At 64.2% G+C, this 23,686-nt stretch carries 24 protein-coding genes; 10 read left to right on the top strand and 14 right to left on the bottom strand.

Annotation, left to right across the window (positions count from 1 at the left end; genetic code table 11):
- Nucleotides 1–2: 2 nt before the first annotated feature.
- The 3 genes from Q376_RS0113020 (at nt 3) to Q376_RS0113010 (ending at nt 3,572) form a co-directional block, all read left to right on the top strand.
- On the top strand, nt 3–1,574 hold the full coding sequence (locus Q376_RS0113020) for an FGGY-family carbohydrate kinase (RefSeq protein ID WP_027350669.1): 1,572 nt from the start codon (nt 3–5) through the stop codon (nt 1,572–1,574).
- Nucleotides 1,575–1,768: 194 nt separating this feature from the next.
- Nucleotides 1,769–2,542, top strand: coding sequence for an SDR family oxidoreductase (locus Q376_RS0113015; protein ID WP_027350668.1), 774 nt, complete (start codon nt 1,769–1,771; stop codon nt 2,540–2,542).
- Nucleotides 2,543–2,663: 121 nt separating this feature from the next.
- A complete protein-coding gene (locus Q376_RS0113010) occupies nt 2,664–3,572 on the top strand; it encodes a LysR family transcriptional regulator (RefSeq protein ID WP_027350667.1) in 909 nt (302 codons plus the stop codon).
- Nucleotides 3,573–3,616: 44 nt separating this feature from the next.
- On the opposite strand, the gene Q376_RS0113005 is transcribed toward Q376_RS0113010, so the two are convergent.
- The 3 genes from Q376_RS0113005 to Q376_RS0112995 all read right to left on the bottom strand — a co-directional run bounded on the left by Q376_RS0113005 (nt 3,617) and on the right by Q376_RS0112995 (nt 6,899).
- Nucleotides 3,617–5,212, bottom strand: coding sequence for an ABC transporter substrate-binding protein (locus Q376_RS0113005; protein WP_027350666.1), 1,596 nt, complete (start codon nt 5,210–5,212; stop codon nt 3,617–3,619).
- A gap of 114 nt (nt 5,213–5,326) precedes the next feature.
- Complete coding sequence (locus Q376_RS0113000) at nt 5,327–5,986, bottom strand: TetR/AcrR family transcriptional regulator (RefSeq protein ID WP_027350665.1); 660 nt, start codon at nt 5,984–5,986, stop codon at nt 5,327–5,329.
- The gene (locus tag Q376_RS0112995) at nt 5,973–6,899 is read right to left on the bottom strand and encodes a DUF6963 family protein (protein WP_027350664.1); all 927 of its coding nucleotides are present in this window, start codon (nt 6,897–6,899) and stop codon (nt 5,973–5,975) included. Before Q376_RS0112995 ends, Q376_RS0113000 begins: the two co-directional genes overlap by 14 nt.
- A 441-nt stretch (nt 6,900–7,340) precedes the next feature.
- On the opposite strand from Q376_RS0112995, the gene Q376_RS22640 reads away from it, so the two are divergent.
- The 3 genes from Q376_RS22640 (at nt 7,341) to Q376_RS0112980 (ending at nt 11,318) form a co-directional block, all read left to right on the top strand.
- Entirely contained in the window at nt 7,341–8,993 is a 1,653-nt protein-coding gene (locus tag Q376_RS22640) for a methyl-accepting chemotaxis protein (RefSeq protein WP_162177907.1), read from the top strand.
- Between the two features lie 178 nt (nt 8,994–9,171).
- Nucleotides 9,172–10,155 carry an aldo/keto reductase gene (locus Q376_RS0112985; RefSeq protein WP_027350663.1) on the top strand — a complete coding sequence of 328 codons (984 nt, stop codon included), beginning with the start codon at nt 9,172–9,174 and terminating at the stop codon, nt 10,153–10,155.
- Nucleotides 10,156–10,310: 155 nt separating this feature from the next.
- Entirely contained in the window at nt 10,311–11,318 is a 1,008-nt protein-coding gene (locus Q376_RS0112980; RefSeq protein ID WP_027350662.1) for a zinc-dependent alcohol dehydrogenase family protein, read from the top strand.
- Between the two features lie 65 nt (nt 11,319–11,383).
- On the opposite strand, the gene Q376_RS0112975 is transcribed toward Q376_RS0112980, so the two are convergent.
- Nucleotides 11,384–11,992 carry a TetR/AcrR family transcriptional regulator gene (locus Q376_RS0112975; RefSeq protein ID WP_211266669.1) on the bottom strand — a complete coding sequence of 203 codons (609 nt, stop codon included), beginning with the start codon at nt 11,990–11,992 and terminating at the stop codon, nt 11,384–11,386.
- A gap of 255 nt (nt 11,993–12,247) precedes the next feature.
- Here Q376_RS0112975 and Q376_RS22635 point away from each other — a divergent pair, with 255 nt between their 5' ends.
- From Q376_RS22635 to Q376_RS0112960, 3 genes are all read left to right on the top strand, one after another.
- Nucleotides 12,248–12,508 carry a hypothetical protein gene (locus Q376_RS22635; RefSeq protein ID WP_052365242.1) on the top strand — a complete coding sequence of 87 codons (261 nt, stop codon included), beginning with the start codon at nt 12,248–12,250 and terminating at the stop codon, nt 12,506–12,508.
- A 77-nt stretch (nt 12,509–12,585) separates the two neighbouring features.
- On the top strand, nt 12,586–12,999 hold the full coding sequence (locus Q376_RS0112965) for an ester cyclase (protein WP_027350660.1): 414 nt from the start codon (nt 12,586–12,588) through the stop codon (nt 12,997–12,999).
- Nucleotides 13,000–13,506: 507 nt separating this feature from the next.
- Complete coding sequence (locus Q376_RS0112960; RefSeq protein WP_027350659.1) at nt 13,507–14,493, top strand: TIR domain-containing protein; 987 nt, start codon at nt 13,507–13,509, stop codon at nt 14,491–14,493.
- 169 nt (nt 14,494–14,662) lie between these two features.
- Here the strand turns inward: Q376_RS0112960 and Q376_RS24445 are convergent, their stop codons facing one another.
- The 10 genes from Q376_RS24445 to guaB form a co-directional block, all read right to left on the bottom strand.
- On the bottom strand, nt 14,663–14,899 hold the full coding sequence (locus Q376_RS24445; protein ID WP_425402435.1) for a DUF2274 domain-containing protein: 237 nt from the start codon (nt 14,897–14,899) through the stop codon (nt 14,663–14,665).
- Between the two features lie 31 nt (nt 14,900–14,930).
- The gene (locus tag Q376_RS0112955) at nt 14,931–15,455 is read right to left on the bottom strand and encodes a helix-turn-helix transcriptional regulator (RefSeq protein ID WP_027350658.1); all 525 of its coding nucleotides are present in this window, start codon (nt 15,453–15,455) and stop codon (nt 14,931–14,933) included.
- A gap of 139 nt (nt 15,456–15,594) precedes the next feature.
- A complete protein-coding gene (locus tag Q376_RS25410; protein ID WP_245598952.1) occupies nt 15,595–15,735 on the bottom strand; it encodes a hypothetical protein in 141 nt (46 codons plus the stop codon).
- Nucleotides 15,736–15,795: 60 nt separating this feature from the next.
- Entirely contained in the window at nt 15,796–16,065 is a 270-nt protein-coding gene (locus tag Q376_RS25200; protein WP_211266668.1) for a hypothetical protein, read from the bottom strand.
- A gap of 33 nt (nt 16,066–16,098) precedes the next feature.
- Nucleotides 16,099–16,383 carry an AbiEi antitoxin N-terminal domain-containing protein gene (locus Q376_RS25650; RefSeq protein ID WP_425402434.1) on the bottom strand — a complete coding sequence of 95 codons (285 nt, stop codon included), beginning with the start codon at nt 16,381–16,383 and terminating at the stop codon, nt 16,099–16,101.
- A gap of 26 nt (nt 16,384–16,409) precedes the next feature.
- Nucleotides 16,410–17,528, bottom strand: a complete 1,119-nt coding sequence (gene fic / locus Q376_RS0112945; protein WP_027350656.1) for a protein adenylyltransferase Fic — start codon at nt 17,526–17,528, stop codon at nt 16,410–16,412.
- A gap of 158 nt (nt 17,529–17,686) precedes the next feature.
- The gene (locus tag Q376_RS22630; protein ID WP_052365241.1) at nt 17,687–18,217 is read right to left on the bottom strand and encodes a phage integrase central domain-containing protein; all 531 of its coding nucleotides are present in this window, start codon (nt 18,215–18,217) and stop codon (nt 17,687–17,689) included.
- Nucleotides 18,160–18,420 carry an Arm DNA-binding domain-containing protein gene (locus tag Q376_RS25645; protein ID WP_245598951.1) on the bottom strand — a complete coding sequence of 87 codons (261 nt, stop codon included), beginning with the start codon at nt 18,418–18,420 and terminating at the stop codon, nt 18,160–18,162. Before Q376_RS25645 ends, Q376_RS22630 begins: the two co-directional genes overlap by 58 nt.
- Nucleotides 18,421–18,722: 302 nt before the next feature.
- On the bottom strand, nt 18,723–20,297 hold the full coding sequence (guaA, locus tag Q376_RS0112935) for a glutamine-hydrolyzing GMP synthase (RefSeq protein WP_027350655.1): 1,575 nt from the start codon (nt 20,295–20,297) through the stop codon (nt 18,723–18,725).
- A 93-nt stretch (nt 20,298–20,390) separates the two neighbouring features.
- Nucleotides 20,391–21,857 (bottom strand): IMP dehydrogenase, encoded by a 1,467-nt coding sequence (gene guaB, locus Q376_RS0112930; protein WP_027350654.1) that lies wholly within the window; start codon nt 21,855–21,857, stop codon nt 20,391–20,393.
- Nucleotides 21,858–22,247: 390 nt separating this feature from the next.
- On the opposite strand from guaB, the gene xseA reads away from it, so the two are divergent.
- Complete coding sequence (gene xseA / locus Q376_RS0112925; protein WP_081803545.1) at nt 22,248–23,630, top strand: exodeoxyribonuclease VII large subunit; 1,383 nt, start codon at nt 22,248–22,250, stop codon at nt 23,628–23,630.
- Nucleotides 23,631–23,686: the final 56 nt, after the last annotated feature.

The following is a 23,686-nucleotide window of genomic DNA, read 5'->3' as shown; positions in this document are numbered from 1 at the left end:
ACATGACCCGATCCACTTGCTTTCTCAGCGTCGACATCGGCACCGGCAGCGCCCGCGTAGGCGTCTTCGACGACCGCGGCGTACTGCTCGGCGAAGCCAAGGCGCCGATCGCCCAGCACCGCCCCTTCGACCACCATGTCGAACAGAGCACCACCGACATCTGGCGAGCGATCTGCGACTCGACCCGCCGCGCCGTGGCACAAGCGGGCGTCGAGCCCGCCGCCGTGGCCAGTATGTCGGTGAGTGCGACCTGCTCGCTGGTGCTGCTGGATCAAGCGCGCGCGCCGCTGGCGCTTTCCCCGGGCGATGAGATGTGGAACATCATCGTATGGATGGACCATCGCGCGACCAACGAGGCGGCCGAGTGCACCGCTACCGGCGGTGCGCCGCTCGACAACCTCGGCGGCGTGATGTCGCCCGAGATGCAGATACCCAAGCTGATGTGGCTCAAACGCCAGCGGCCGGAGCTCTACGCACGGATCGGCTACGCCGCCGACCTCGGTGACTGGCTCGGCTATCACTGCACCGGGATCGACCGGCGTTCGGTATGCATGCTGGCGTGCAAATGGACCTTCGACCCGCGTCCGGACCACGGCTGGGACCAGGACTTCCTCGCGCGTGTCGATATGGCCGACGTGGTCGAGCGCGCCGGGCTCGGCGAAGACGCTGCAGCCGTGGGCGAACCGCTGGGCCATCTCAGCGAGCGGGCAGCCGCGGATCTCGGCCTCTCCACCGAGTGCCTGTTCGCGGTGGGTATGATCGACGCCTACGCCGGCGCGATGGGCACCCTGGGACGCAGCCTCGATCGCGATGCGACACACCGCCTGGCGATCATCGCAGGCACCTCGACCTGCCATATCGGCGCCCATCCCAAGCGTTGCGAGATACCGGGCGTATGGGGGCCCTATCCCGGCGCGCTGTGCGACGGCTTCTTCGCCAACGAAGGCGGTCAGAGCCTCTCCGGCGCGCTGCTCGATCATATCGTTGCGCTCTTCAGCGCCGGCAGCGAGTTCGGCAACGACCCGCACGGCGCGCTCTCGGCGCTGCTGCTGGCGCGTCTGGAAAGCGGCGACCCCGCCCCCGAGATTCACCTGCGCCCGGACTTCATCGGTAACCGCTCGCCGCTGGCCGACCCGCAGATGCGCGGCGCCATCGTCGGCCTCACCCTGGAGTCACCGCGGGAGAGTTTCATCAAGGTGTATTGGGCTGCGGCAACCGCACTGGTTTACGGCACCCGTGCGATCATCGAACGCATGAACCACTATGGCTATGCGATCGACACCCTTCACCTGAGCGGCGGACACAATCGCTCGCCGCTGCTACGCAAGCTCTATGCCGATGGCACCGGATGCCGAGTGGTGCTCTCCGAAGCACCAGAACCCGTATTGCTGGGAGCGGCCGTGGCCGCCATGGCACCGACGCACGGCGGCGACCTGCTCGCCGTCGCCCGCGACCTTGCCCCTGGTGAGCATGTACTCGAACCCGATCCGGCAACGCGCGAGCTTCACGAAGCGCGCTATCGCGCCTTCTGCGAACTGTTCGACGGCCGGCTGGAGAGCGGGCATCGCCAATAGGCAGGCCGCGATCGACTGGACCGCTGAGCGAGCCCGAAGGCTACGGCATCGAGAACCAGTTCGCCGAGCGCGTCGATGCCGCGGGCTCGATTGGTCAGGTTTTCTGACCAATCCATCCAGCTTCACGCCGCTGATCCAGCGAGTCCGACGGTCTAAGCTCGAATGTTCAACCCCGGACTTCAAGGAGATCCTCCATGGCTGACCATTCGATCAAAGGCAAGGTCGCGCTCATCACTGGCGGGGCGAAGAACCTCGGCGCGCTGATCGCCCGCGACCTCGCCGCACAGGGCGCCGGGGCCGTGGCCATCCACTATCACAGCGCCGGTTCCCAGGCCGACGCCGATGCCACGGTAGCGGCACTCGAATCGATGGGTACCAGGGCAGTGGCCTTCCAGGCCGATCTGACCGAGGCGCGCGCGGTCGAAAAGCTGTTCGCCGATACCATCGCCGCGGTAGGCAGGCCCGACATCGCGATCAACACGGTCGGCAAGGTGATGAAGAAGCCGATCATCGACATCAGCGAGGCTGAGTACGATGAGATGAGCGCGGTGAACGCCAAGTCGGCGTTCCTGTTCATCAAAGAAGCGGGCCGGCAGCTCAATGACCACGGCAAGATCGTGACCCTGGTCACCTCGCTGCTCGGTGCGTTCACGCCCTTCTATGCAGCCTACGCTGGTACCAAGGCACCGGTGGAGCACTTCACCCGGGCGGCGGCCAAGGAGTTCGGCGAGCGTGGAATCTCGGTCACCGCCGTCGGCCCGGGGCCAATGGATACTCCGTTCTTCTATCCGGCCGAGGGCGACGACGCAGTGGCCTACCACAAGAGCGCCGCCGCGCTGTCGGCGTTCTCCAAGACCGGGCTGACCGATATCGAGGACGTCGTCCCGCTGATCCGCCACTTGGTCAGCGACGGCTGGTGGACCACCGGACAGACTCTGCTGATCAACGGCGGCTATACCACCAAGTGAGCCGGCTATGGAATGCCCGGGGAGCCGCCGATGCAGCTAATATTGACGGCCTACCCACCACCGCTGCATGGGGTGGTGGGCAAGCAGCCGAGCGCGGCAAAGGGTATCGAGCAGCGAGCGAATGGATCGAGTCGACCAGTACCGCGTCTTCGCCCAGGTTGCGGAAATGGGCAGCTTCATCAAGGCAGCGCATGCGCTGGAGCTGCCGCGCGCCTCGGTATCCGCCGCGATCCAGCAGCTTGAAGCCCAGCTCGCCACCCGGCTGCTGCATCGCACCACCCGGCGAGTGCAGCTGACCGCCGATGGCAGCCAGCTGCTCGAACGCATCCGTCCGCTGCTGAGCGAGATGGAAGAGATCGACCAGCTGTTCCAGGCAAGCCATCACCAGGTCAACGGCCGGCTCAAGGTCGACGTCCCAAGCCGCATCGCCCGCCGCCTGATCGCCCCCTCGCTGGCCAACCTGCTACGCCGTTACCCCCGCCTGAAGCTGGACCTGGGATCGACCGATCGTGCCATCGACCTGGTCCGCGATGGCGTGGACTGCGCAGTGCGTATCGGCGCACTGCGCGACAGCAGCCTGGTAGTGAAAACGCTAGGCCAAGTCGCCTTGATCAACTGCGCCAGCCCCGCCTACCTGCGCGAACGTGGTACTCCCGAACATCCCGAGGCATTGCGCGATGGGCACCTGATGGTGGGCTACGCCTGCGCGACGACGGGACGCGAGCTGCCGTGGGAGCACCTGGCCGACACCGGCCAGACGTGCCATCTCGATGTGTCGAGCCAAGTGGTCGTCAACAACGCCGAGAGCTACATCGCCTGCTGCCGCGCTGGACTGGGGCTGATCCAGATCCCGCGATTCGACGTGCAGCACCTGCTCGACGAGGGATCCCTGGTAGAGGTGATGCCGGCCTTCCGCGCCCCCTCGATGCCGGCGTCGCTGCTCTACCCGCATCGACGCCAGCGCTCGCGGCGACTGACGGTGTTCGTGGAATGGTTCGAAGCGCTGATCCAGCCCCACCTGGACGGCTGAGCCGAGCCCGCAGGCGACGGCATCGATCAGGCGGCGTCCGATACCTAGTCTTCCGATTTGCCCATGCCCCAGAATATCGTGACCGGGGCATGAGGCACGTCGCTCAGTCGGTCGCTGTAGGCGGCGGGGATCTGGAACTGGCCGAGCGGCGCGACCACGCCCTGATCGATCGCAAGCCGCTGGATCTCGGCGGTGATCTGCTTGCGCTCGGCCGCGTCGGTGGAGCGGGCATAGTCCAGACGCAGCGCCTCTATCTCCGGCACGTCGGGCCAGCCGGCCCAGGCTTCGCGGCCGTTGGCGGCGATGGTGGTATTGCCGAACGGATCGCCGCTGGTGGCGAGGATGCTGAAGGTGGAGAACAGGTTCCAGCCGCCCTGCGCCGGCGGGTTCTGGTTGCTCTGCTGCATCACCACGCTCTGCCAGTCCATCGGGCGCATATCGACGTTGAAACCCGCGGCGCGAAGGGCGGAGGCGATCACTACCGGCTGGGGCGCGAGCATGGCGAGATCGGTCGGCTGCAGCAGCACCACCGGGGTGCCATCGTAATGGGCCTCCTCCAGCAGCGCGCGCGCCCGCTCGAGGTTGGCCGGGATCACCATCTCGGCGCCATAGTCGTTCTCGTTGGGATTGCCGCAGCCGAACACCGCGGCGCAGGTGCGATAGTAGTCGGGATTGCCGACCAGCGAATCGAGCACGTCCTGCTGGCTCACCGCATACATCGCCGCTTGTCGCAGTCGCGCGTCGTCGAACGGCGGGTAGAGATGGTTGAAGCGGAAGTAGCTCCAGGCTCCGAGCCGATCGAGCACCTCGACCTTGGTCCCCTCCTGCCGTTCAAGCAGCGGCAGCAGATCGAACGGCACCTGCTGGATGAAGTCGACGTCTCCGCTCTGCAGCGCGTTGACCGCGGTCATCTGGTCGGGCATCGCCAGCCACTCGACGCGATCCACCTTCACCACCTTGCCACCAGCGGTCCAGCTCGATGGCTCGTCACGCGGCGCGTAGTCGGGATTCTTCTCGTAGACCGCCTTGGCCCCGGGCTGGAACTCGGCGGTGACGAACTTGAACGGACCGGAGCCTATGTACTCGGTGATCTGCGTCGAGGCCGGGGTATCGGCGATGCGCTCGGGCATCATGAAGGCCGGTCGCGAGCTCAGCTTGGCCAAGCCCTCGAGCAGCAGGGTGGTGGGCTCCTCGAGCCGGACCTCGAAGCGCCGATCGTCCAGGGCGTCGATCCCCGCCACCATGGTCATCAGCACCTGGCCGGTGGCGTCCACCGAGGCCCAGCGCTTGATCGAGGCGATGCAGTCGCCGGCGGTGACCGGCTGGCCATCGTGCCACCGCAAGCCATCGCGCAGGGTGAAGGTGTAGACCAGCGCGTCGTCGCTGACCTGCCAGTCGGCCATCTGCGGCCGGACCTGGAAGTGCTCGTCCATCCCCAGCAGGGTGTCGTAGATCATGTAGCCGTGGTCACGGCTCATGAAGGCGGTGGTGGTGATCGGGTCCATCACCCTGAGCCCCGACTGCATCACCGCGGTCACCGTCTGTGCCTGGGCAGCGTGGCCGGCGAGCATCGCGCCGCCCAGCGCTGCGGTAAGTATCCAACCCTTCACTGCGGGTGAGGTCCACTTTGTCGATCGCATGATTGTTATCCTTATTGAAAACGCATGACGACTGCTGATCCTGACGCCGTGCTCCGGCGCCTTTGGTCGAATGAAACCAATGGCCTTGAAACCTCTACCGCGACGAGCCTCTGCTCACGCCGGCCGATCGCCTGCCCCGCGCCCATCACGCACCGCTTCGAGCTCGCGCAGCGACGACTCCAGCAGCGGCGGCGGTAAGGCGCCGATCAGCCGCTCCAACGCGGCGTCATAGCGCGCCCAGCCCTCCTCGCCGCGCAGCGGTACACCGAGGAAATGGCTCTCGGTCTTGGCCCGCAGCATCAGATAGAGCACGCCCGCCAGCATGATGCCCACCATCGCCGGTACGTCGCCCCCGTCGGTCAGCCCGTCCATCCGGTCGATGAACGAGCGCGCCGCGCGCTCGCGCCGGTCGGCCAGCGGTGCGGAGACCTCGTTGCGCTCGACCAGCTCCCAGCGTCGCACCTCGCGCAGGGTGTCGCTCTTCGCCAGCGCCTCCACCTGACCGCGCAGCATGGAGAGGATCAGCGCTGCCGGCGTTCGCGCACTGGACTCATCGCTGCCGAGCAGGTCGCCACGGCTGGTCCAGAAATCCTGCTCGCGCATCCAGGCCAGGAGCAGCCCCGGCATACCGTCGAAGTAGCGATAGATCAGCTCCTTGCTCACCCCGGCGCGCTTGGCTACCGCATTGATACCGACGCCGTTCATCCCGCAGTCGCGGATCTGCGCCTCGAGCGCCTCGAGGATCTGGCGCTCGGTACGTTCACGTGACGACATCGGCGACACTCATCAACAAGGTGGATGGCACACTGCCCGGCAGCGGCGTCGCGATACCCTCGGCGAGTTCGGCGACCAGCTCGGTCTCGACCCGCCCGATCGGCCGTCCGTGGTACAGCACTTGGCTGCCGAGGTAGATAGCCGTGCCCCGGCGCCGCGCCTGCGAAAGCTCCGGGTTGGCGCTATCGATCAGCTCGACCCGCCCCTGCGAATCGATATGGACCGCATCGCGCGAGCCTAGCCGCACCGGTACCGCAGCGTTCAGACGCAGCGCACGCAGCCGCCCTTCCACGCCGTGGAGCGCAGCCCAGGCAAACTCGCCCAGCGCCTCGGCCAGCGGCTGCGAAGAGAAGATAGAGTTGTGCGCCAGCGCCAGCCGGCACGTCCCGTCGTCGCGTTGAAAGCTTCCCCGGTCGCCGCGCCGCCGCACCCGCGCGCTGTCGCCCCAGCCCAACCGGCCATCAGCGCCGATCGCGATCAGCCCCGCGTCCAGCTCAGCGTTCGCCGCGAGCACTTGGTCCACCGCCGACTGTGGCGCCTCCCCCGAGGCGATAAGCTCGAGTACCGCCTGATTCAACGCCACGCCGTCGTCGCCAAGGCTATTCGGTATCCGATGACCAGTGACCAGGCCCACCCCCGCCGCACCGGCGAGGAACTGGGTCAAAGGCTCCGGTCGGTCCGGACCACTGGATATCACCGCCGCTGTCTGCGCCGTCATCCACGCATCCGGCAGCGCCAGCGCCCCGATGCCCCCGCGCTGGGTGACGCGATAATCCAGCCTCCCCGCCTCATCCAGCACCGCGAACACGGCGAATCCTCCTATCGCACCGCGCCCGAAAAGCTCAGCGCCGAGCACCGCGGCCCGCACAGCGGCACCTGCGCAGGCACCGCGGGCGGCGACTCCGATCGTCATAGCGAGATCTCTGGAAAATAGCGGCAAGACCGACCAGGAAAGGCATGGAAGGCGCCGTGTGACCGGCTGGTCACATGGCAATTACGCCCCTGGGTGGAGGGGTTGTCAATGGTAGCGGGCAGACCGCTCCCCAGGAGTGAGAAAAACGAGCACCTTCTTCCAATGCCCATCCACCAAACAACACGGACTTTAGGGTCTTTTCTTTCGAATCAACGATGCCCTGGATTGGGATAATTGGAAAATAGACGGAATTATAAAAACCGCTTTCCCGCTTCGCACAGCAGCGAGGAGCCGAATCCAACCCGTCACGCCCCAACATTAGGCGATTGCCGCCACCAAGGCCGCTCCCGCGGCCAGCCCCGCCGTCAGGCACCGACGGTGCAAGGTTCGATGGCCGCTACCAGCCGTCATCCAGCCAATCAGTATCTTCAAGAGAAACCGATGAAATTCGAAGGACTCACCGTACGCAGCAAACTCATGGCGGCGTTCGGCCTACTCGTCTTGATCGTCTTCCTGCTCGCGACGGTCTCGCTCGTCGCGCTCAGCTCCAGCAATGATCGCTTCGCCCAGTACGTCGACGGGATAGACGCCAGGGCCAGCCTCGCGGAGCAGGTGCGCGCAGCCGTCTACCGGCGAGCGATCGCCGCACGCAACCTGGTCCTGGTCACCACCGGCGAGGACCTGGAGGAAGAACGAATCGCCGTGGAGCGAGCGCATACCGATGTCCAGGCACTGCTGGCCCAGCTCAAGCAGATGACCGAGCACGCGGTGGATTCGAGCCCCAAAGCGAGGGAGCTGGTGGCGCAAATCGATCAGGTGGAAACCCGCTACGGTCCAGTGGCGATGAACATCGTCGAGACGGCACTCGCCCGCCGCTACGAGGAGGCCATCAGGATGATGAACGAACAGTGCCGCCCTCTGCTCGCCGAGCTGATCTCAGCGACCGATGCCTATGCGCAGTACACCAGTGACCGAGCGCAAACGCTGGTCGCCGAGGCCCGCGAGCGCTATACGAACCAGCGAAACCTGGTCTTCTCCATCTGCTTGGCGGCGCTGGCGGCCGCCCTGGCCATAGCGCTCGTCATCACCCGCAGCCTGACCCGCGCGCTCGGCGCCGAACCCGGGGCACTGGGCCAGGTCGCCCAGCGCATCGCCCAAGGCGATCTCAGCCCGCTGCCGAACGCAGGCCGCGTCGCCAAGGGCAGCGTGCTGTTCCACATGGCCGACATGCAGAACAACCTGATCCGGCTGATCGGCCATATCAGAAGCTCCGCCGACAGCATCGCCGCCAGTTCCAGCCAGATCGCCCAGGGCAACATGGATCTTTCGACACGCACGGAACAGCAGGCCAGCGCCCTGGAGCAAACGGCCTCGGCGATGGAGCAGCTGGCCTCCACGGTCAGCAACACAGCGGAGAACTCCCGCCATGCCGACAACCTAGTCACCGAGGGCGGCGCCATCGTGCGTCAGAACGAAGAGATGATGCAGGCGGTCAGCCGGCAGATGCAGCACATCAGCGACGCATCGAAGAGAATGTCGGACATCACCGGGGTGATCGAGTCGATCGCCTTCCAGACCAACATACTGGCCTTGAATGCCGCCGTCGAAGCGGCCCGCGCGGGAGAACAGGGCCGTGGCTTCGCGGTGGTCGCCGAGGAGGTCCGCACCCTGGCCCAGAAGAGCGCCACCGCCGCCGGGGAGATCAGGGAGCTGATCCTAGACTCGGTGAGCCAGATCGAGGAAGGCCACGCGCTCGCGGGACGCGCTGAGAGCCTGATGCAGAAGATGGTGCACAACACCGGCGGCGTCGCCGAAGTGATCAATCAAATCGCACAGGCCAGCCGGGAACAGAGCGATGGTATCGGCCAGATCAATCAGGCGATCGGGCAGATCGACTCGGCCACCCAGCAAAATGCTGCGCTGGTCGAGGAGTCCGCCTCGGCGGCCGTCGCCCTGCAGGACCAAGCCAGCGAGCAGGCCCGCATGGTCGCTTTCTTCAGGTTCGATCAGCCGGCGAGCACCGAACCACCCGCCCTGCCCCTGCTCGCCGACGCGACCGCGCTGTCGGCCCCTCGCCCCTCGGGCGCCCGATAGGGAGCTCTCCACGCCGCAGCCGACCAGCCTCCTCGGCATCGACGGCGCGGCGTGCAGGCGCTGCACCGGTCGATGACTCCTCTTCGAGTTGTGCCCCCGTGATGGGGGCACTATCTTAATTGCCAATGAACGGACGACGCATCACTCGATGCGTTGGCTGCCGTGTTGAGGAGCTCCGATGCAATACACCAAACTTGGCCGCACCGGCCTGGATGTCTCACGCCTGTGCCTCGGCTGCATGTCGTTCGGCGAGCCCGATGCCGGCGGCCATCCCTGGACGCTGGGCGAGGACGCCAGCCGCCCGATTTTCCGCCGCGCGGTAGAGGCCGGGATCAACTTCTTCGACACCGCCAACGTCTATTCGGCCGGCAGCTCAGAAATCATCGTCGGCAGGCTGCTCAAGGAGTTCACCCGCCGCGATGAAACGGTGGTGGCGACCAAGGTGCGCAATGCGGTCTCCGGCGACGGCCCCAACCGCCAGGGCCTCTCGCGCAAGGCGATCATGACCGAGATCGACGCCAGCCTGACCCGGCTGGGCCTCGACCATGTCGATCTTTACCAGATCCACCGCTGGGACTATGCCACGCCGATCGAGGAGACGATGGAGGCGCTTCATGATGTGGTGAAGGCCGGCAAGGCGCGCTACATCGGTGCCTCCTCGATGTTCGCATGGCAGTTCGCCAAGGCGCAGGAGGTAGCGCGCGCCAATGGCTGGACGGCGTTCGCGACCATGCAGAACTATCTCAACCTGCTCTATCGCGAGGAGGAGCGGGAGATGATTCCGCTGTGCGACGACCAGGGCGTCGGGCTGATCCCCTGGAGCCCGCTGGCGCGCGGCAGGCTGGCGCGCCCCAGGGGCGGAGCAACGGCGCGCAGCGAGAGCGACGTGTTCGGCGCCTCGCTCTACGCCGCGACCGAAGCGGCCGACGGCCGGGTGATCGATGCGGTCGAGACCATCGCAGCGGCGCGAGGGGTCGGCATGGCGCAGGTGGCCCTCGCCTGGGTGCTGGCCCAGCCGGGCGTCTCGGCCCCGATCGTCGGCGCGACCAAGGCCGGGCAGCTGGATGACGCGATAGCGGCGGTCGAGCTCACGCTGACGCCGGACGAGATCGAGCAGCTGGAGTCACACTACGAGCCCCACGCCGTGACCGGGCACGATTAGGAGAATGCGATGCCGGGCACCCGCGGGTGCCCGGCTGGGCGGCGCGCGCATCCGCTGGAGCGCGCAAGGCCCGACACACAACCGCGCGATCCCCGCGAAGGCATCCGTCAGGTCTGGCGCCTTCGCTGCGCAACGAACTGCAAGGACATGAGCATATGAAAGCGATCACACTGAAAGCACCGGGTGGACTGGATCAACTGGCGCTGACGGATCTCGCCGATCCTGGTGAGCCCGGCCCGGGAGAGATTCGGGTTGCGCTGCACGGCAGCTCGCTCAATTTCCACGACTACCTGGTCTGCACTGGCAAGATGCCGGCCGCGGATGGGCGCATACCGATGGCCGACGGCGCCGGTACGGTCGAGGCGGTCGGGCCAGGAGTGAGCGAGTTCGCGCCCGGCGACCAGGTCGTCTCCTGCTTCTTCCCCGACTGGCAGGACGGCAGCGCCACGATCGGCGACTTCTCCCGCGTACCGGGCGACGGCATCGACGGCTTCGCGCAGGATGCAGTGGTACTGCCGGCGACCGCTTTCACCCATGCGCCGCAGGGCTACGACCCCGTGGAGGCGGCAACCATCACCACCGCCGGACTCACCGCCTGGCGTGCGCTGATCACCGAAGGCGGGCTGAAGGCGGGAGATAGCGTGCTGGTGCTGGGCACCGGCGGGGTCTCGATCTGGGCGCTGCAGATCGCCCGCGCCATGGGTGCGACCGTGATCGCCACCTCGTCTTCGGATGCGAAGCTTGAGCGCCTGCGGGAGCTCGGCGCGGCCTGCACCCTCAACTACCGCACCAATCCGGACTGGGGCCGCAGCGTACGGGACTGGACCGGCGGACGCGGCGTCGACCATGTGATCGAAGTCGGCGGCCCCGGCACCCTCGCGCAGTCGCTAGATGCGGTCCGGGTCGGCGGCCACATATCGCTGATCGGCGTGCTGACCGGGCTCGGCGGCGAGGTGCCGACCGGCGTGCTGATGGCCAAGCAGGCCAAGCTCCAGGGCATCATCGTCGGCAGCCGCCGCGAACAGCAGGACTTCATCCGCGCGCTCGACACCACCGGCATTCGCCCGCTGATCGATCGCCGTTTCGCGCTGGAAGCATTGGCCGACGCCTTCCGCCATGAAGAAAGCGGCCGCCACTTCGGCAAGATCGGCGTGCAGTGGTAGCCGCCCCTCCCCGCATCCCGCCGGCAGCAGCTCGATTACGCGGCTTTCGATTCGGGGTGGGAAGCTCAACCCAAGGGGGCGCGCACAGCGCCCTCGATCAACGAAGCGAACGCCTCGGCCGCCTCGGCCTCACTGCAGCTGCCACGCACCATCGCCGCCGATAGCGCCTCACCCGCGCCGACCAAGCCGACGCAGCGCCGCTCCAACTCGGCCAACGACATTGTGCTGTGCGGCTTCAACACTGCGGCGAACAGCACGACATAGCCGTCGAGCAGCTCCTGGTACACCGCGCCCTTCTCCTCGCTGCCCGTCAGCGCGGCGCCCAGCACGTGCCTTTCACCACTGGTGTCGACGGAACAATGGATGTAGGTCGCCGCAAGCACCTCGACGGTTTCTTCGAGGCTGCGTTCGCCGGTGGTCAAGGCACTGCGCAGCGCGTTGACCTGCTCAATGTCCACCGACTTGTAGAGCTCGATCAGCAGTCCCGAGCGGGTACCGAAATGATCATAGGCGACCGGCTTGGAGACGCCGGCACGCGCGGCCAGATGCCCAAGCGTCAGCCGGTCCACGCCCTCCTCACGGACGATCAGCAGCGCCGTATCGAGCAGCTGTCGCCGCCGCTGCGCCCTGGAAAGCCTGCGCGAAACCACCCCGCCATCCGCCGAATCTTTCATCACATTTTTCACTTCATCGCTTCCTGTCGCACAACCTACCATTAGTAAAATAAAACTACCAACAGTAGGCTTCTAGCCTGACACAAGGAGACTCAGCCAAGTCACCCGATCCCATTTTGCTCATCGGCGGCTCCGGCGCCATCGGTCGCTGGACGGCACGCTTGCTGCGCGCCGCCCACCCCAACGTGGCGCTACTGATCGGCGGCCGCGATCTCGCCACCGGGCTGAGCTCGACCCCACCGCCGCGGCGAGCCGATGTCGACCGAGATCATCATCGAGCTCAGCGGAGAGGACCATGCAGGCCGAGCGCTGCGTACCCATCACGCAGTCGTCCATCCCGAAGGCCAAATGCCGCCGACGGGGCTTGGGGTCGCCATGGTGCTGGAACGGCTGATCGGACTCGATGGCGACCCGAAGGTTCCGCCCAGGCTCTACTTCCCGTACCAACTGCTCGACCCCACCGCCTATCTCACCCGCCTCAAGCAGGCAGGCGCAGAGATCATGAAACTTGAGTAGCGCCCGCAGCAGGCGCAGGATGCGCACGACACCAAAGGCCATCCTGAATCTCGAATCAGCCTTTAAGCGAGGAATGCATGTCCACCGAGGAAAACAAGCAAGTGGTACGCCGCTTCAATATCGAAGTCATTCAAGAGGGAAATGCCGACGCGTTCGCCTCGCTGATGGCAGCGGATTTCATCAACCACGCAGCCCCACCCCAGATGCCGAAAGGGCCGGAAGGCATGTGGAACACCTTCCAGAACGTCCTGCGACCCGCCCTCTCGAACTTAAAGGTGACGATCCACGACCAGATCGCCGAAGGGGACAAGGTGACGACACGCAAGACGATCAGCGGCATTCACTCGGGCACGCTATTGGGGATTCCAGCAACGGGTAGAAACGTCGCCATCGACGTCATCGACATCGTTCGCGTACAGGATGGAAAATACGCCGAGCACTGGGGAATCAACACCTTGTCGGAAGTGCTATCCAGCCTGGCGAAGCCGTGAATTTCAGGCTCGCAACATTAATCATACCGACAGGGATCAAGTAAACATCAACTTCAAAACAGTCAAAGACCAACGTTTTATTTTTTGCATCCATAAAACACCAAGCCCGCATAGTGACGGGCTTTCGCGCCCCCCCGTCCCACCACAGGAAGGCCGTCTTCTCCTGCGCACCGGCCAGCGATATCCTCCTCGGACTAGGGTAAGCCCTCAATACGGCCGAAGCCCTCCGAGCGACAGGGCCTCAAACCAGCCCAACCTCGTTCCGTCGTCCGATTAGTCAGCACCATGCTCTAGGGCAAGAGCCACTCCCTGCACTGCCAGCAGTGATCTTGGATTCATCCAGCTTTCGAGATCGCCGCTCAAAGCCTCGAAAGCCTGTTATATCAGTGGCTCATCTGCTTTGATCATTCCCTGTAGGATTAGCCTCATTGATACTCACCTCGTGATAGCCAGGCCAGCGAGACTGTGTCTTGGCAGCACGAGCCGACGGTCCGGTGGATAGAACACATGACAACAGCAGAGAGCGGCGGCTCTATCTTCATCTCGTACGCCTGGGGCGCAGAATTCCAGAAAAAAGAGTGGGTTCGCCAACGCATTATTTCTAGCCTAGATTGGAAGCACGATATTTTCTGGGATCGTGACAACGTGGCATTGGGCGAACTAGTCGAAGGTGCCATCGGTAAAGCTTTGGAAAAACGCCCGCTCCTTGTCCTGTGCTTGTGCGATCAAGACTATCTGGAGGCGGCTCGGCGAATTGGATCGGGCTTGTACGAAGAGCTACGTCTGTTGATGCAGATCGCAGACGAGCCGGGAGTCAGGATTGTTCCACTGATTCTGGAGTCCGGCTGTGCAGAACGTCTCCCTGCCCCCTTAATAGGTCGTCTCTATTTAGATCTGCAGCCATTGCATAGCCGGAACCTCGACCTAGGGATGATCATTTTGGGCGTGGCTGAGGGATCGAGCCAGGCGCAGTTAAAGAGTGAAATTAACAATGTGTTAGCAGACTACCAATTGAGACAGAGAGCCCTGAGCTTTCTGAAGCGACGTCCATTGACGATCTGGGGTAGTGGCCAGAATCATGAGGTGACGGTGTGCTCTGATGCTGCAATGCCCTACCTGCTGAAACCACCTCAATGGATGTGGGAAAGCAGTCACTGGAATTACTTGCTTGAAGACGACCAACCGACATTCTGCCCTATCAAGGGACGCTGGCATTGGGAGTACGTCCAAATCTCGTCGGAGATGCGCCCTCTGGCTGCCGCAGTGCTGTCGACATTCTTCCCACAACTAACTGGCGAAAAGGAACAGAGGTTGCTAACCAAGGCAAGCGCTCTGCTAGTCTGTAGATTCTTTAGGATGGTTAAAATCGACGAGCCGTTCACTTTCGATGCGGATGACCTGGTGAATAACCTGATCATTGACTACGAAGGCTTCGATATTTTGAAGCAACTGTTGGATTCTGCAGAGGCCACTGCCAAAGCAAGCATGACCTAAAAGCACAGCCTCTTTCATGAAAGATCGTTCTGGAAGCATGCTTCGCTGATTCTTCAGGCTTTCCTTTTTGACATACATCAGAGGATGCTCCGGCGGCTTCCAATACTATTGAGTGGCGCACCAGATACTCGATTTGACCAAGCCTTGTACGCTAAGCTTGATATCAAGGCTACCTCGGCAGTCGCTTGAAACTATGCCCCCAGGCTATCAACGCATCCGGCATATGTGGGATCAGCATCACGGCATCGACCGCCTCCCCATCCGTCTGCGCTTGCAGCGCGGCGTAGCGGTTAAGGTCGAATCTCAGGCCAGCTGGGCACGAGGTTGTAACCGTATTGCTGTCAGTCTTGGGCAGAAATTCCGACGAGGTTGACCCTCCCCCTTCTCCCGTGTCCTGACCAGCCAACCAGAGCCAGCCAGCAGGCCGAGAGCGCCGCTCATCCAATCAAGGCTTCCAGCTCCTTGGATACGGGACGTGGCAGCCGCCGGCCCTCCTTCGCCAGGTTGACCTGCAAGGCCACCCGCGCCACCTCTAGAACGTCCTCGGCCAGCGAATAGCTGCCCCTGGCTTGCAACCAAGCCAACACATCCGCCAAATGCCATATCGACGCACTGCCTTCATGCACCGGCGCTGGGAAGCTGCCCGGGTGCGCCAGCATCAGTTTGCGCATGTTCTGCCGGGATACGCCAACGATCTCCGCCACGTCGGTCAACCCAACCAGATCCGGCGCGACCTCGATCAGCCGAGCCGACGGCACGGCACGGCGCACGTCGGCCAGCGCGCTGCGAACCGCTTCATCCGCATCGGCCGCCTCACGGGTGAACTCCAACGCCAAACGGCCCGGCTGCCCGAGACCGATCAGGGCATCGTCGCAGCCGGCCTCGCCCAAGCGTTCGACCAGCGCATCCGAGTCGCGGTCGTCATCGGCAAGCTGGTATTTCAGGGTGAAGGTGTATTCCATTGCGCTACTCCTTGGCATCGTCATCGGCGTCGCGCTGCCTGAGATGCGTGGTGCAGTTGTCCACGACGCGACGCAGGGCTCGGGCGTGGTTGCTCGGGCTTTTCGGCGTGCTCCATACACTGATGATGCAGAATTCGCCTCAACGGCATTGCTCATCATTGTACGGGCAGTAAATCCGCCCCCATGCGTGGCTGCCGCCGACTTCCACGCGCCAGCCCTGCCCTTCCGCGTAATTGAGCGCTTCATCGACTTCTTTCTTCGGATGAGAGGGACGGACCATCAGTGGTCTCCAGTATGGTGACGACCGGAAAGGTTGTCAAATGACAACCCAGGTGCTGTTTCAGACCATCGCGATCGAGGCCGTTTCCATACCATCGGCCGAGTTGGCGACCTCTTTGCCATACGCGATGACTATCGCGCGGATGCCGCCGCGACAGCGCCGCCGCCGGCTTGCCGCCACCAGCTTGCCGGCATAGATGCTACGGCGGTGACGCAGCAGCAGGGCGACCCGCTGCGGCCGCAGGGTGGTCATGGCCTGCAAATGCCAAGCCAGGCTCACCTCCGAAAACGCCTTCTCGGCGACTTCCGCCGTGAAGGACACGGCAGGCAAATCGAACGGCCCCTTGCCCTGGTACTCGAAGCGCTACTCCATGGACAGCTTGTCGACCCCACCCGGCGGCGCCGAAACGCAAGTAGTGCTCGTGCCCTTGCAAGGCCAGCGCGAAGCGTCCCTAGACATGCAGCGCCACGCCCTCCCCGACCTGCAGGCTGCGACCACCCCATCCCATTGCAGCCGCCCGCCGGCGCGCATGTACACGCCACGCACTGGCGACACCAGCCAGCCGCGGCCCACATAGCGCGCGACCAGGCTGTTAAAGATCCCCCTAAGTGATCTTTTATGGATAAATTCAAACCTTCGGCTGCGCACCAAAAGCGATTTCCGTTCCGGCGCTTTCAGGCGTAAGGCTGGAAGTCGTTGTTGTCCCGACTGAGCAATTGCATCAGCTTGGGATGGATGAAGAGCTTTTCCTTACCAAACGGCATTTCGCGCAGCACACCCAGGCTGGTCATGTCGTGCAGGTAGCGCGAGGCGGCTTGGCGTTGGGCAATACCTTTGTCCACCAGGTTTCCGATGCGGCAATAGGGCTGCTCAAAGATGACATCCACCAATTCACGGGTGTAGATCTTGGGCAGGCGTGTGCGCACGTACTCGGTGGTGTGTTCGGCCAGCCCGCGAATGGCCGCGATCTTCCCCGTGGTCCATTTGGACGTGTCGGCTACGGCCTGCAGCATGAAAAGCAGCCAGGGCTCCCAGGCGCCATCTCGCGTAACGCTGAGCAGCAGGCGGTAGTAGTCGGCCTTGTTGGCGATCACATGGCGACTGAGGTACAGAATCGGCAGGTTCAACAGCTCTTCCTCGATGAGGTAGAGGATGTTGAGCACGCGACCGGTGCGGCCGTTGCCGTCAGTGAAGGGATGTATGGCTTCGAACTGGTAGTGGCCCACGGCCATGCGGATCAACGGGTCCAGGTCAGTCTGGTTGTGCAGAAAACGCTCCCAGTTGGCCAGCATGTCACGCAAGCGGGCCTCGCCTTCCGGCGGTGTGTAGACCACCTCGCCCGTGCGGTCGTTGGCAAGCTGAGTGCCCGGGGTGCGGCGGATGTCCATGTCCACCCCCTTGAGGGTGCGACAGACATCCACGGCGGTGGCGGTACACAACGGTCGCGTCTTGAGCGACTGAAAGCCTTGGTGTAGCGCGGTACGGTAACGCAGCGCCTCTTTAGTGGCAGAATCGGCGCTGTCGTGGCCCTGCGCGTACTGGAACAGTTGGTCGGTCGTGGTGACGATGTTCTCGATTTCCGAGCTGTCCTTGGCCTCCAGCAACGGAATGGTATTGATCAGCATCGCCTGGTTGGGAATCAACTCGGCCGCCTGCTTGAGTTCGGCCAACGCAGCACGGGCCTCGATGCAGGCCTTGAGCACGACCCGGGTCTCCAGCTCATGCGCCGGTGGCAACGCTGGCAGCTGGTTGTGGGGCTGCTCTGGATGCCAAACATGCTCAATATCACTCATGATGCAAAAACACCATTTTAACGACACGTCATCAGCTTACGTCGCTGCCATCGACGCGTCAACGACTCATGTTCTTATTTCAAGTAAATAGCGACACGTATGGAACTCATGTCGTTCTTGACGACATGAGCACCTAAACATGTCGCCAAATCAAGCTTTCAAGAACATGATCGATTGAAGCCCAATTCGTGCAGCAGCGTGGGACCAGTCCTGCGCAGGTCGTGAGCGGTGAACGGTTCCAACGGCAGGCCTGCTTCCTTCGCACGAGAGGCGATGAGCTGGGAAATGCGGTTCAGGGTGGCGTACAACATGCAGCGGTGCTCACTCTTGCGTACCAAGGTCAGCAGCACCAGCCGTAAGGCCAGTTTGATCGCGGGATACGCGGCGATGGACTCCAGTCGATGGAAGGCCAGCCGGATCTCCGCCGGCGACAGCGCCCGGTCCTTGAGGACGAAGGTCGCGATCGAAGCAGCCCCCACGACATCGGCCGGATTGTCGACCTTCTCGCCGTGCAGGATGGCGAAGGCGTAGACCTGCTTCACGATGTCTCGAAGATGGACCGCAGTTGCCGGTGCGCCGCGCGCCTTCACCTTGTTGCACAGCGCCCGCAGGTCGTCGGGGGTGATTTCGGTTAGAAGCTGGTTTTCGAAGACCGGCAGGATGTCCCGGTCGATAATGTGCTTGCGCATCGCTCGCGTGCCATGGCCAGCGACATGCCGGCCGGCCCGTACCGTCCGAGCGTGAGCGTCTCGCGGCGCCCGTTGAGACGGTAGTCGTAGCGGAAGGTGATGGTACCGGCGGTCGATACCGCCACGTACATGCCATCGCGGTCAAAAACCTTATAAATCTTGGACTTAGGCTTGAGATTGCGCAGTGCTGTGTCGGTGAGCATCGAGGGTGTTCCTCCTGTTCGTGACGGCTTTTACCGTCAGGGACCTGGAGACCCGTTGATGCTCGGAAAGCCGCATGAAATAAGCTTTCCTCAGGAGTTTTTTACCGTCAAAGACCGGTTCGGTCTCAATAGTAAACAGGAAGGTCTGGATCCGACCTCCGGGAGCTTACCGTCAGTTGTGTCGCCGACCCGTTCTGCTGGCCGGCGATAGCCACCGATAGAAAACGCAACTTATACTTTTTAAATCAACAAGTTAAATCACTTCTACCGATACCTGGCGATAGCCCCCGAAAGACACTCCGTCACTCCCACTCAATCGTCGCCGGCGGTTTGCTCGAGACGTCGTAGGCGACGCGGGATATCCCTTCGATTTCGTTGATGATCCGGTTGGAGACTTTCTCCAGCAGTTCATACGGCAGGTGCGCCCAGCGGGCGGTCATGAAGTCGATGGTTTCGACTGCGCGTAGCGAGACGACCCATTCGTAGCGGCGGCCGTCGCCGACGACGCCGACGGATTTGACCGGTAGGAAGACGACGAAGGCTTGGCTGGTCTTGTCGTACCAGCCGGATTTGCGCAGTTCTTCGATGAAGATCGCGTCGGCTTCGCGGAGGATGTCGGCGTATTCCTTTTTCACTTCGCCGAGGATGCGTACGCCGAGGCCGGGGCCGGGGAAGGGGTGGCGGTAGACCATGTCGTGCGGCAGGCCGAGTTCGAGGCCGATCTTGCGCACTTCGTCCTTGAACAGTTCGCGCAGCGGTTCGACCAGCTGCATCTTCATCGTCTCGGGCAGGCCGCCGACGTTGTGGTGCGATTTGATCACGTGGGCCTTGCCGGTCTTGGTCGCGGCGGATTCGACCACGTCGGGGTAGATGGTGCCTTGGGCGAGGAAGTCGACGTCGGTGAGCTTCTCGGCTTCGCTGTCGAATACGTCGATGAAGGTGTTGCCGATGATCTTGCGCTTGGCTTCTGGGTCGTTGACGCCGGCGAGCTTGTCGAGGAACAGGTCCTCTGCGTCGACGCGGATCACCTTGACCCCCATGTGGGCGGCGAAGGTTTCCATCACCTGGTCGCCTTCGTTCTTGCGCAGGAGCCCGTTGTCGACGAATACGCAGGTGAGCTGGTCGCCGATCGCTTGATGGAGGAGCGCTGCGACCACGGAGGAGTCGACGCCGCCGGAGAGGCCGAGCAGCACCTTGCGATCGCCGACCTGCTCGCGCACGCGTGCGATCTGGTCCTCGATGATCTTGGCCGGGGTCCAGTGCCGCTCGCAGCCGCAGATTTCGAGCACGAAGCGCTCGAGGATCCGCTGGCCCTGCAGCGAATGGGTCACCTCCGGATGGAACTGCACGCCGTAGAAGTTCTTCTCCTCCCAGGCCATCGCCGCGATCGGGCAGCTCGGGGTAGAGGCGGTGACGGTGAACTGGGCGGGCGCTTCGCCGACCTTGTCGCCGTGGCTCATCCATACGTCGAGCAGCGGCTTGCCGTCGTCGCTCAGGTGGTCCTTGATCCCCTTGAGCAGGCGGTCTTCGACGTCGACGCGGATCTGGGCGTAGCCGAATTCACGCACGTTGGAGCCGATGGTGCGCCCGCCCAGCTGCTCGGCCATGGTCTGCAGGCCATAGCAGATGCCGAATACCGGCAGCCCCAGCTCGAATACGCACTCGGGCGCGCGGGGCGAGCCGAGTTCGGAGACCGACTCGGGGCCGCCGGAGAGGATGATGCCGTTGGGATCGAAGGCGCGGATCTCGCTTTCGCTCATGTCGAAGGCGTGGATCTCGCAGTAGACCCCGATCTCGCGCACCCGGCGGGCGATCAGCTGGGTGTACTGCGAGCCGAAGTCGAGGATCAGGATCTTGTGGGCATGGATGTCGGTCATGTCGGGGTCCGGTGCGTCGGCGTGTTCAGGGAATTGGCGCGAATTATAAAGAGAAAAGCGCCCGCTCGGGCGCTCGTTCTCGAGGGCCTTGGCTCAGCCCACTCGGTAGTTGGGCGCTTCCTTGGTGATCTGCACGTCATGGACGTGGGATTCGGCGAAGCCAGCGGCGCTGATCTTGACGAACTGCGGCTTGGTGCGCATCTCTTCGATATCGTGGCTGCCGGTGTAGCCCATCGAGGCGCGCAAGCCCCCCATCAGTTGGTGGACGATCGCGGTCATCGCGCCCTTGTAGGGCACCCGACCTTCGATGCCTTCCGGCACCAGTTTCTCGACCCCTTCGTCCTTGTCCTGGAAGTAGCGGTCCGACGAGCCTTGGCTCTGCGACATCGCGCCCATCGAGCCCATGCCGCGATAGGCCTTGTAGGTACGGCCCTGGAACAGCTCGACCTCGCCCGGCGCTTCCTCGGTGCCGGCGAGCAGCCCGCCGACCATGACGCAGTTGGCACCGGCGACGATCGCCTTGGCGATGTCGCCGGAGAAGCGGATGCCGCCGTCGGCGATCAGCGGGATGCCGTAGCTTTCGAGCGCCTCGGCCACATCGGATACCGCGGTGATCTGCGGCACGCCGACGCCGGCGACGATGCGGGTGGTACAGATCGAGCCCGGGCCGATGCCGACCTTGACCCCATCGGCGCCGGCCTCGGCGAGCGCCTTGGCGGCTTCCGCGGTCGCGATGTTGCCACCGATCACCTGTATCTGCGGAAAGTGCTGCTTGACCCAGCGCACCCGGTCGAGCACGCCCTGGGAGTGGCCATGGGCGGTGTCGACCACCACCACGTCGACGCCGGCCTCGGCGAGCGCGGCGATGCGATCGGCGGTCTCAGGGCCAGTGCCGACCGCAGCGCCGACCAACAGGCGCCCGTCGGCGTCCTTGGCCGCGTGCGGGTAGGTACGCGCCTTCTCGATGTCGCGTACGGTGACCAGGCCGACCAGGCGTTCGCCGTCGACCACCAGGATCTTCTCGATCCGATGGGCCTGGAGCTTGCTCTTGATCACTTCGAGCGACGTCCCCTGAGGAACGGTGACCAGCTTCTCGCGCGGGGTCATGATCGCCGAGACCTCGTCGCCGGCATCCGGCAGGAAGCGCATGTCACGGCCGGTGACGATGCCGACCAAGCGCTCTTCGTCGATCACCGGGAAGCCGGAGAAGCCGTACTCGTCGGCCATCGCCAGCAGCTCCTTGAGCTTGAGCTTGGGACTGACGGTGACCGGATCCTTGACGATCACGCTCTCGTGCTTTTTGACCTTGCGCACTTCCAAGGCCTGCTGGCCGATCCCCATGTTCTTATGGATGATCCCCAGACCGCCCTCCTGCGCCATCGCGATCGCCAGGCGTGCTTCGGTAACGGTATCCATCGCCGAAGAGAGCAGCGGGATGTTGAGCGTGATGTTCTTGGTCACGCGGGTCTTGAGGCTGACGTTCTTCGGCAGCACGTCGGAGTAGCCGGGTACCAGTAATACGTCATCGAACGTAAGAGCTTCTTGGGCTATACGTAGCATCTTGGCGGTCCAGGTTGGGGTTGCGGTGAGGATGTCGAGCTAGGGCTTCGATCGCTGCGTGCGCCATCTTGGCGTACAGCGTCGTCGTGAATGCTTGCGGGGGCCGAAACCAGTGAGCCGGTCGACTCCCAGGACGAATGCGTCCGCGAAAGTGACCGGCTCAATGAAGCCTCGATACTGCCGCCGGGGCGGTGACGCTTGCCGGCCGGCTTCTCCCCTTGCTCCCCTCCCTCCCCGCAGCCACCCGCCCCGAGCCGTGCCGGGCAGTGGAAAGCGGTGGAGGAAGGCCGAGGGATGCATAGGCGTCTTCGGTGTAAAAGTTAATCGCGAATTATATCCAAGCAGGCTTACCGCTACAATCATCCCATCCACTTTCGACCCGGTACGTCCATGCCTTCCTCGTTTCTCGACCGCTTCCGCGATCCCCAAGCCCCGGACGACAAGGCCGATGACGGCATCGAGGCGATCAGCGTCAGCGAGCTCAACCAGCGCGCGCGGCTGATGCTCGAGCGCGGCTTCGGCAGCTGCTGGATCGAGGGCGAGATCTCCTCGCTCTCGCAGCCAAGCTCCGGGCACGCCTACTTCACCTTGAAAGACGAGCAAGCCCAGGTGCGCTGCGCGCTGTTCCGCCAGCGCGCGCGGTTCGTCTCGAGCCCGCTGCGCGAAGGCCAGCAGGTCCAGGTGCGCGCCCAGGTCTCGCTGTTCGAGCCGCGCGGCGACTACCAGCTGATCGTCGAGTCGGTGCGCGATGCGGGCAAAGGCGCCTGGCTCGCCGCGCTGGAGAAACTCAAGACCAGGCTCGCGGAGGAAGGGGTGTTCGCCAACACCCGGGCACTGCCCTACCCGCCCAAGCACCTGGCGGTGATCAGTTCTCCCACCGGTGCGGCGATCCGGGACGTCTTGAGCGTGCTGCGCGCGCGCTGGCCGTGGGTGAAGGTCCACCTGCTGCCGGTGCAGGTCCAGGGCGAGCAGGCCGCCGGGCAGATCGTCGCGGCCCTCGGCCTTGCCAACCGCGACCAGCGCTTCGACGCCATCCTGCTCACCCGCGGCGGCGGCAGCCTGGAGGATCTGTGGTGTTTCAACGACGAGCGGGTGGCGCGGGCGATCTTCGCATCCCGCCTGCCGGTGGTCTCGGCGGTGGGCCACGAGGTCGACACCACGCTCGCCGACTTCGCCGCCGACCTGCGCGCACCGACGCCGTCGGCCGCCGCCGAGCGCCTCGTCCCAGATCAGCGCGACATCCGCCGCCGCCTGGTGCAGCTGGCCAACCAGCTGCTGCGCGCCAACCGCGCGCGGCTGGACACTCTGCACCAGAGGGTCGACTACCTCAGCGCACGGCTGCGCCATCCCGGCGAGCGGCTGCGCGAACAGCGCGGCCGACTGGAAGCGCTCGAGGGGCGCATGCAGCGCGCCCAGAGCCGCCGGCTGGCCGAGGAAAGGAGCAGGCTCGAACGGCTCGCAGCACGCCTGGGCCGCCAGCCGCCGAGCCGCAGGCTGACCGAGCAGCGCCAGCGGCTCGGAATGCTCGAGACCCGGCTCGAGCGTGCCGGAAGCAAGACGCTCGAACGAGTACAGCAGCGCTTCGATACGCTGATCCAGCGCCTCGACGTCGCAAGCCCCCTGGCCACCCTGAGGCGCGGCTATGCGGTACTCGAAGACGACCAGCACCGCGTGATACGCCGGGCAGATGAAGTCGGTCCGGGTCAGCGGCTGACCGCGCGGCTCAGCGAAGGCAGGCTCGCGCTCGAGGTCAAGCGGCGACTGAAGGAGTGAACCACAAGACCAAAGCCCCCCGCCCGGTCTCCCGGGCGGGGGGCTAACGTAGCTTC

This window comes from Halotalea alkalilenta DSM 17697 (assembly GCF_000621205.1).
In the GTDB taxonomy this organism is placed as follows: Bacteria; Pseudomonadota; Gammaproteobacteria; order Pseudomonadales; family Halomonadaceae; genus Halotalea; species Halotalea alkalilenta.
Note: the sequence above shows the minus strand (reverse complement) of the source record. Positions and strands in the feature narration are given on the sequence as shown.

Bases quoted from the DNA above. Each gene is read 5' to 3' on its own strand.
- Q376_RS0113020 (WP_027350669.1), top strand. From the start codon at position 3: ATGACCCGATCCACTTGCTTTCTCAGCGTCGACATCGGCACCGGCAGC.
- Q376_RS0113015 (WP_027350668.1), top strand. From the start codon at position 1,769: ATGGCTGACCATTCGATCAAAGGCAAGGTCGCGCTCATCACTGGCGGG.
- Q376_RS0113010 (WP_027350667.1), top strand. From the start codon at position 2,664: ATGGATCGAGTCGACCAGTACCGCGTCTTCGCCCAGGTTGCGGAAATG.
- Q376_RS0113005 (WP_027350666.1), bottom strand. From the start codon at position 5,212: ATGCGATCGACAAAGTGGACCTCACCCGCAGTGAAGGGTTGGATACTT.
- Q376_RS0113000 (WP_027350665.1), bottom strand. From the start codon at position 5,986: ATGTCGTCACGTGAACGTACCGAGCGCCAGATCCTCGAGGCGCTCGAG.
- Q376_RS0112995 (WP_027350664.1), bottom strand. From the start codon at position 6,899: ATGACGATCGGAGTCGCCGCCCGCGGTGCCTGCGCAGGTGCCGCTGTG.
- Q376_RS22640 (WP_162177907.1), top strand. From the start codon at position 7,341: ATGAAATTCGAAGGACTCACCGTACGCAGCAAACTCATGGCGGCGTTC.
- Q376_RS0112985 (WP_027350663.1), top strand. From the start codon at position 9,172: ATGCAATACACCAAACTTGGCCGCACCGGCCTGGATGTCTCACGCCTG.
- Q376_RS0112980 (WP_027350662.1), top strand. From the start codon at position 10,311: ATGAAAGCGATCACACTGAAAGCACCGGGTGGACTGGATCAACTGGCG.
- Q376_RS0112975 (WP_211266669.1), bottom strand. From the start codon at position 11,992: ATGAAAGATTCGGCGGATGGCGGGGTGGTTTCGCGCAGGCTTTCCAGG.
- Q376_RS22635 (WP_052365242.1), top strand. From the start codon at position 12,248: ATGTCGACCGAGATCATCATCGAGCTCAGCGGAGAGGACCATGCAGGC.
- Q376_RS0112965 (WP_027350660.1), top strand. From the start codon at position 12,586: ATGTCCACCGAGGAAAACAAGCAAGTGGTACGCCGCTTCAATATCGAA.
- Q376_RS0112960 (WP_027350659.1), top strand. From the start codon at position 13,507: ATGACAACAGCAGAGAGCGGCGGCTCTATCTTCATCTCGTACGCCTGG.
- Q376_RS0112955 (WP_027350658.1), bottom strand. From the start codon at position 15,455: ATGGAATACACCTTCACCCTGAAATACCAGCTTGCCGATGACGACCGC.
- Q376_RS25410 (WP_245598952.1), bottom strand. From the start codon at position 15,735: ATGGTCCGTCCCTCTCATCCGAAGAAAGAAGTCGATGAAGCGCTCAAT.
- fic (WP_027350656.1), bottom strand. From the start codon at position 17,528: ATGAGTGATATTGAGCATGTTTGGCATCCAGAGCAGCCCCACAACCAG.
- Q376_RS22630 (WP_052365241.1), bottom strand. From the start codon at position 18,217: ATGCGCAAGCACATTATCGACCGGGACATCCTGCCGGTCTTCGAAAAC.
- Q376_RS25645 (WP_245598951.1), bottom strand. From the start codon at position 18,420: ATGCTCACCGACACAGCACTGCGCAATCTCAAGCCTAAGTCCAAGATT.
- guaA (WP_027350655.1), bottom strand. From the start codon at position 20,297: ATGACCGACATCCATGCCCACAAGATCCTGATCCTCGACTTCGGCTCG.
- guaB (WP_027350654.1), bottom strand. From the start codon at position 21,857: ATGCTACGTATAGCCCAAGAAGCTCTTACGTTCGATGACGTATTACTG.
- xseA (WP_081803545.1), top strand. From the start codon at position 22,248: ATGCCTTCCTCGTTTCTCGACCGCTTCCGCGATCCCCAAGCCCCGGAC.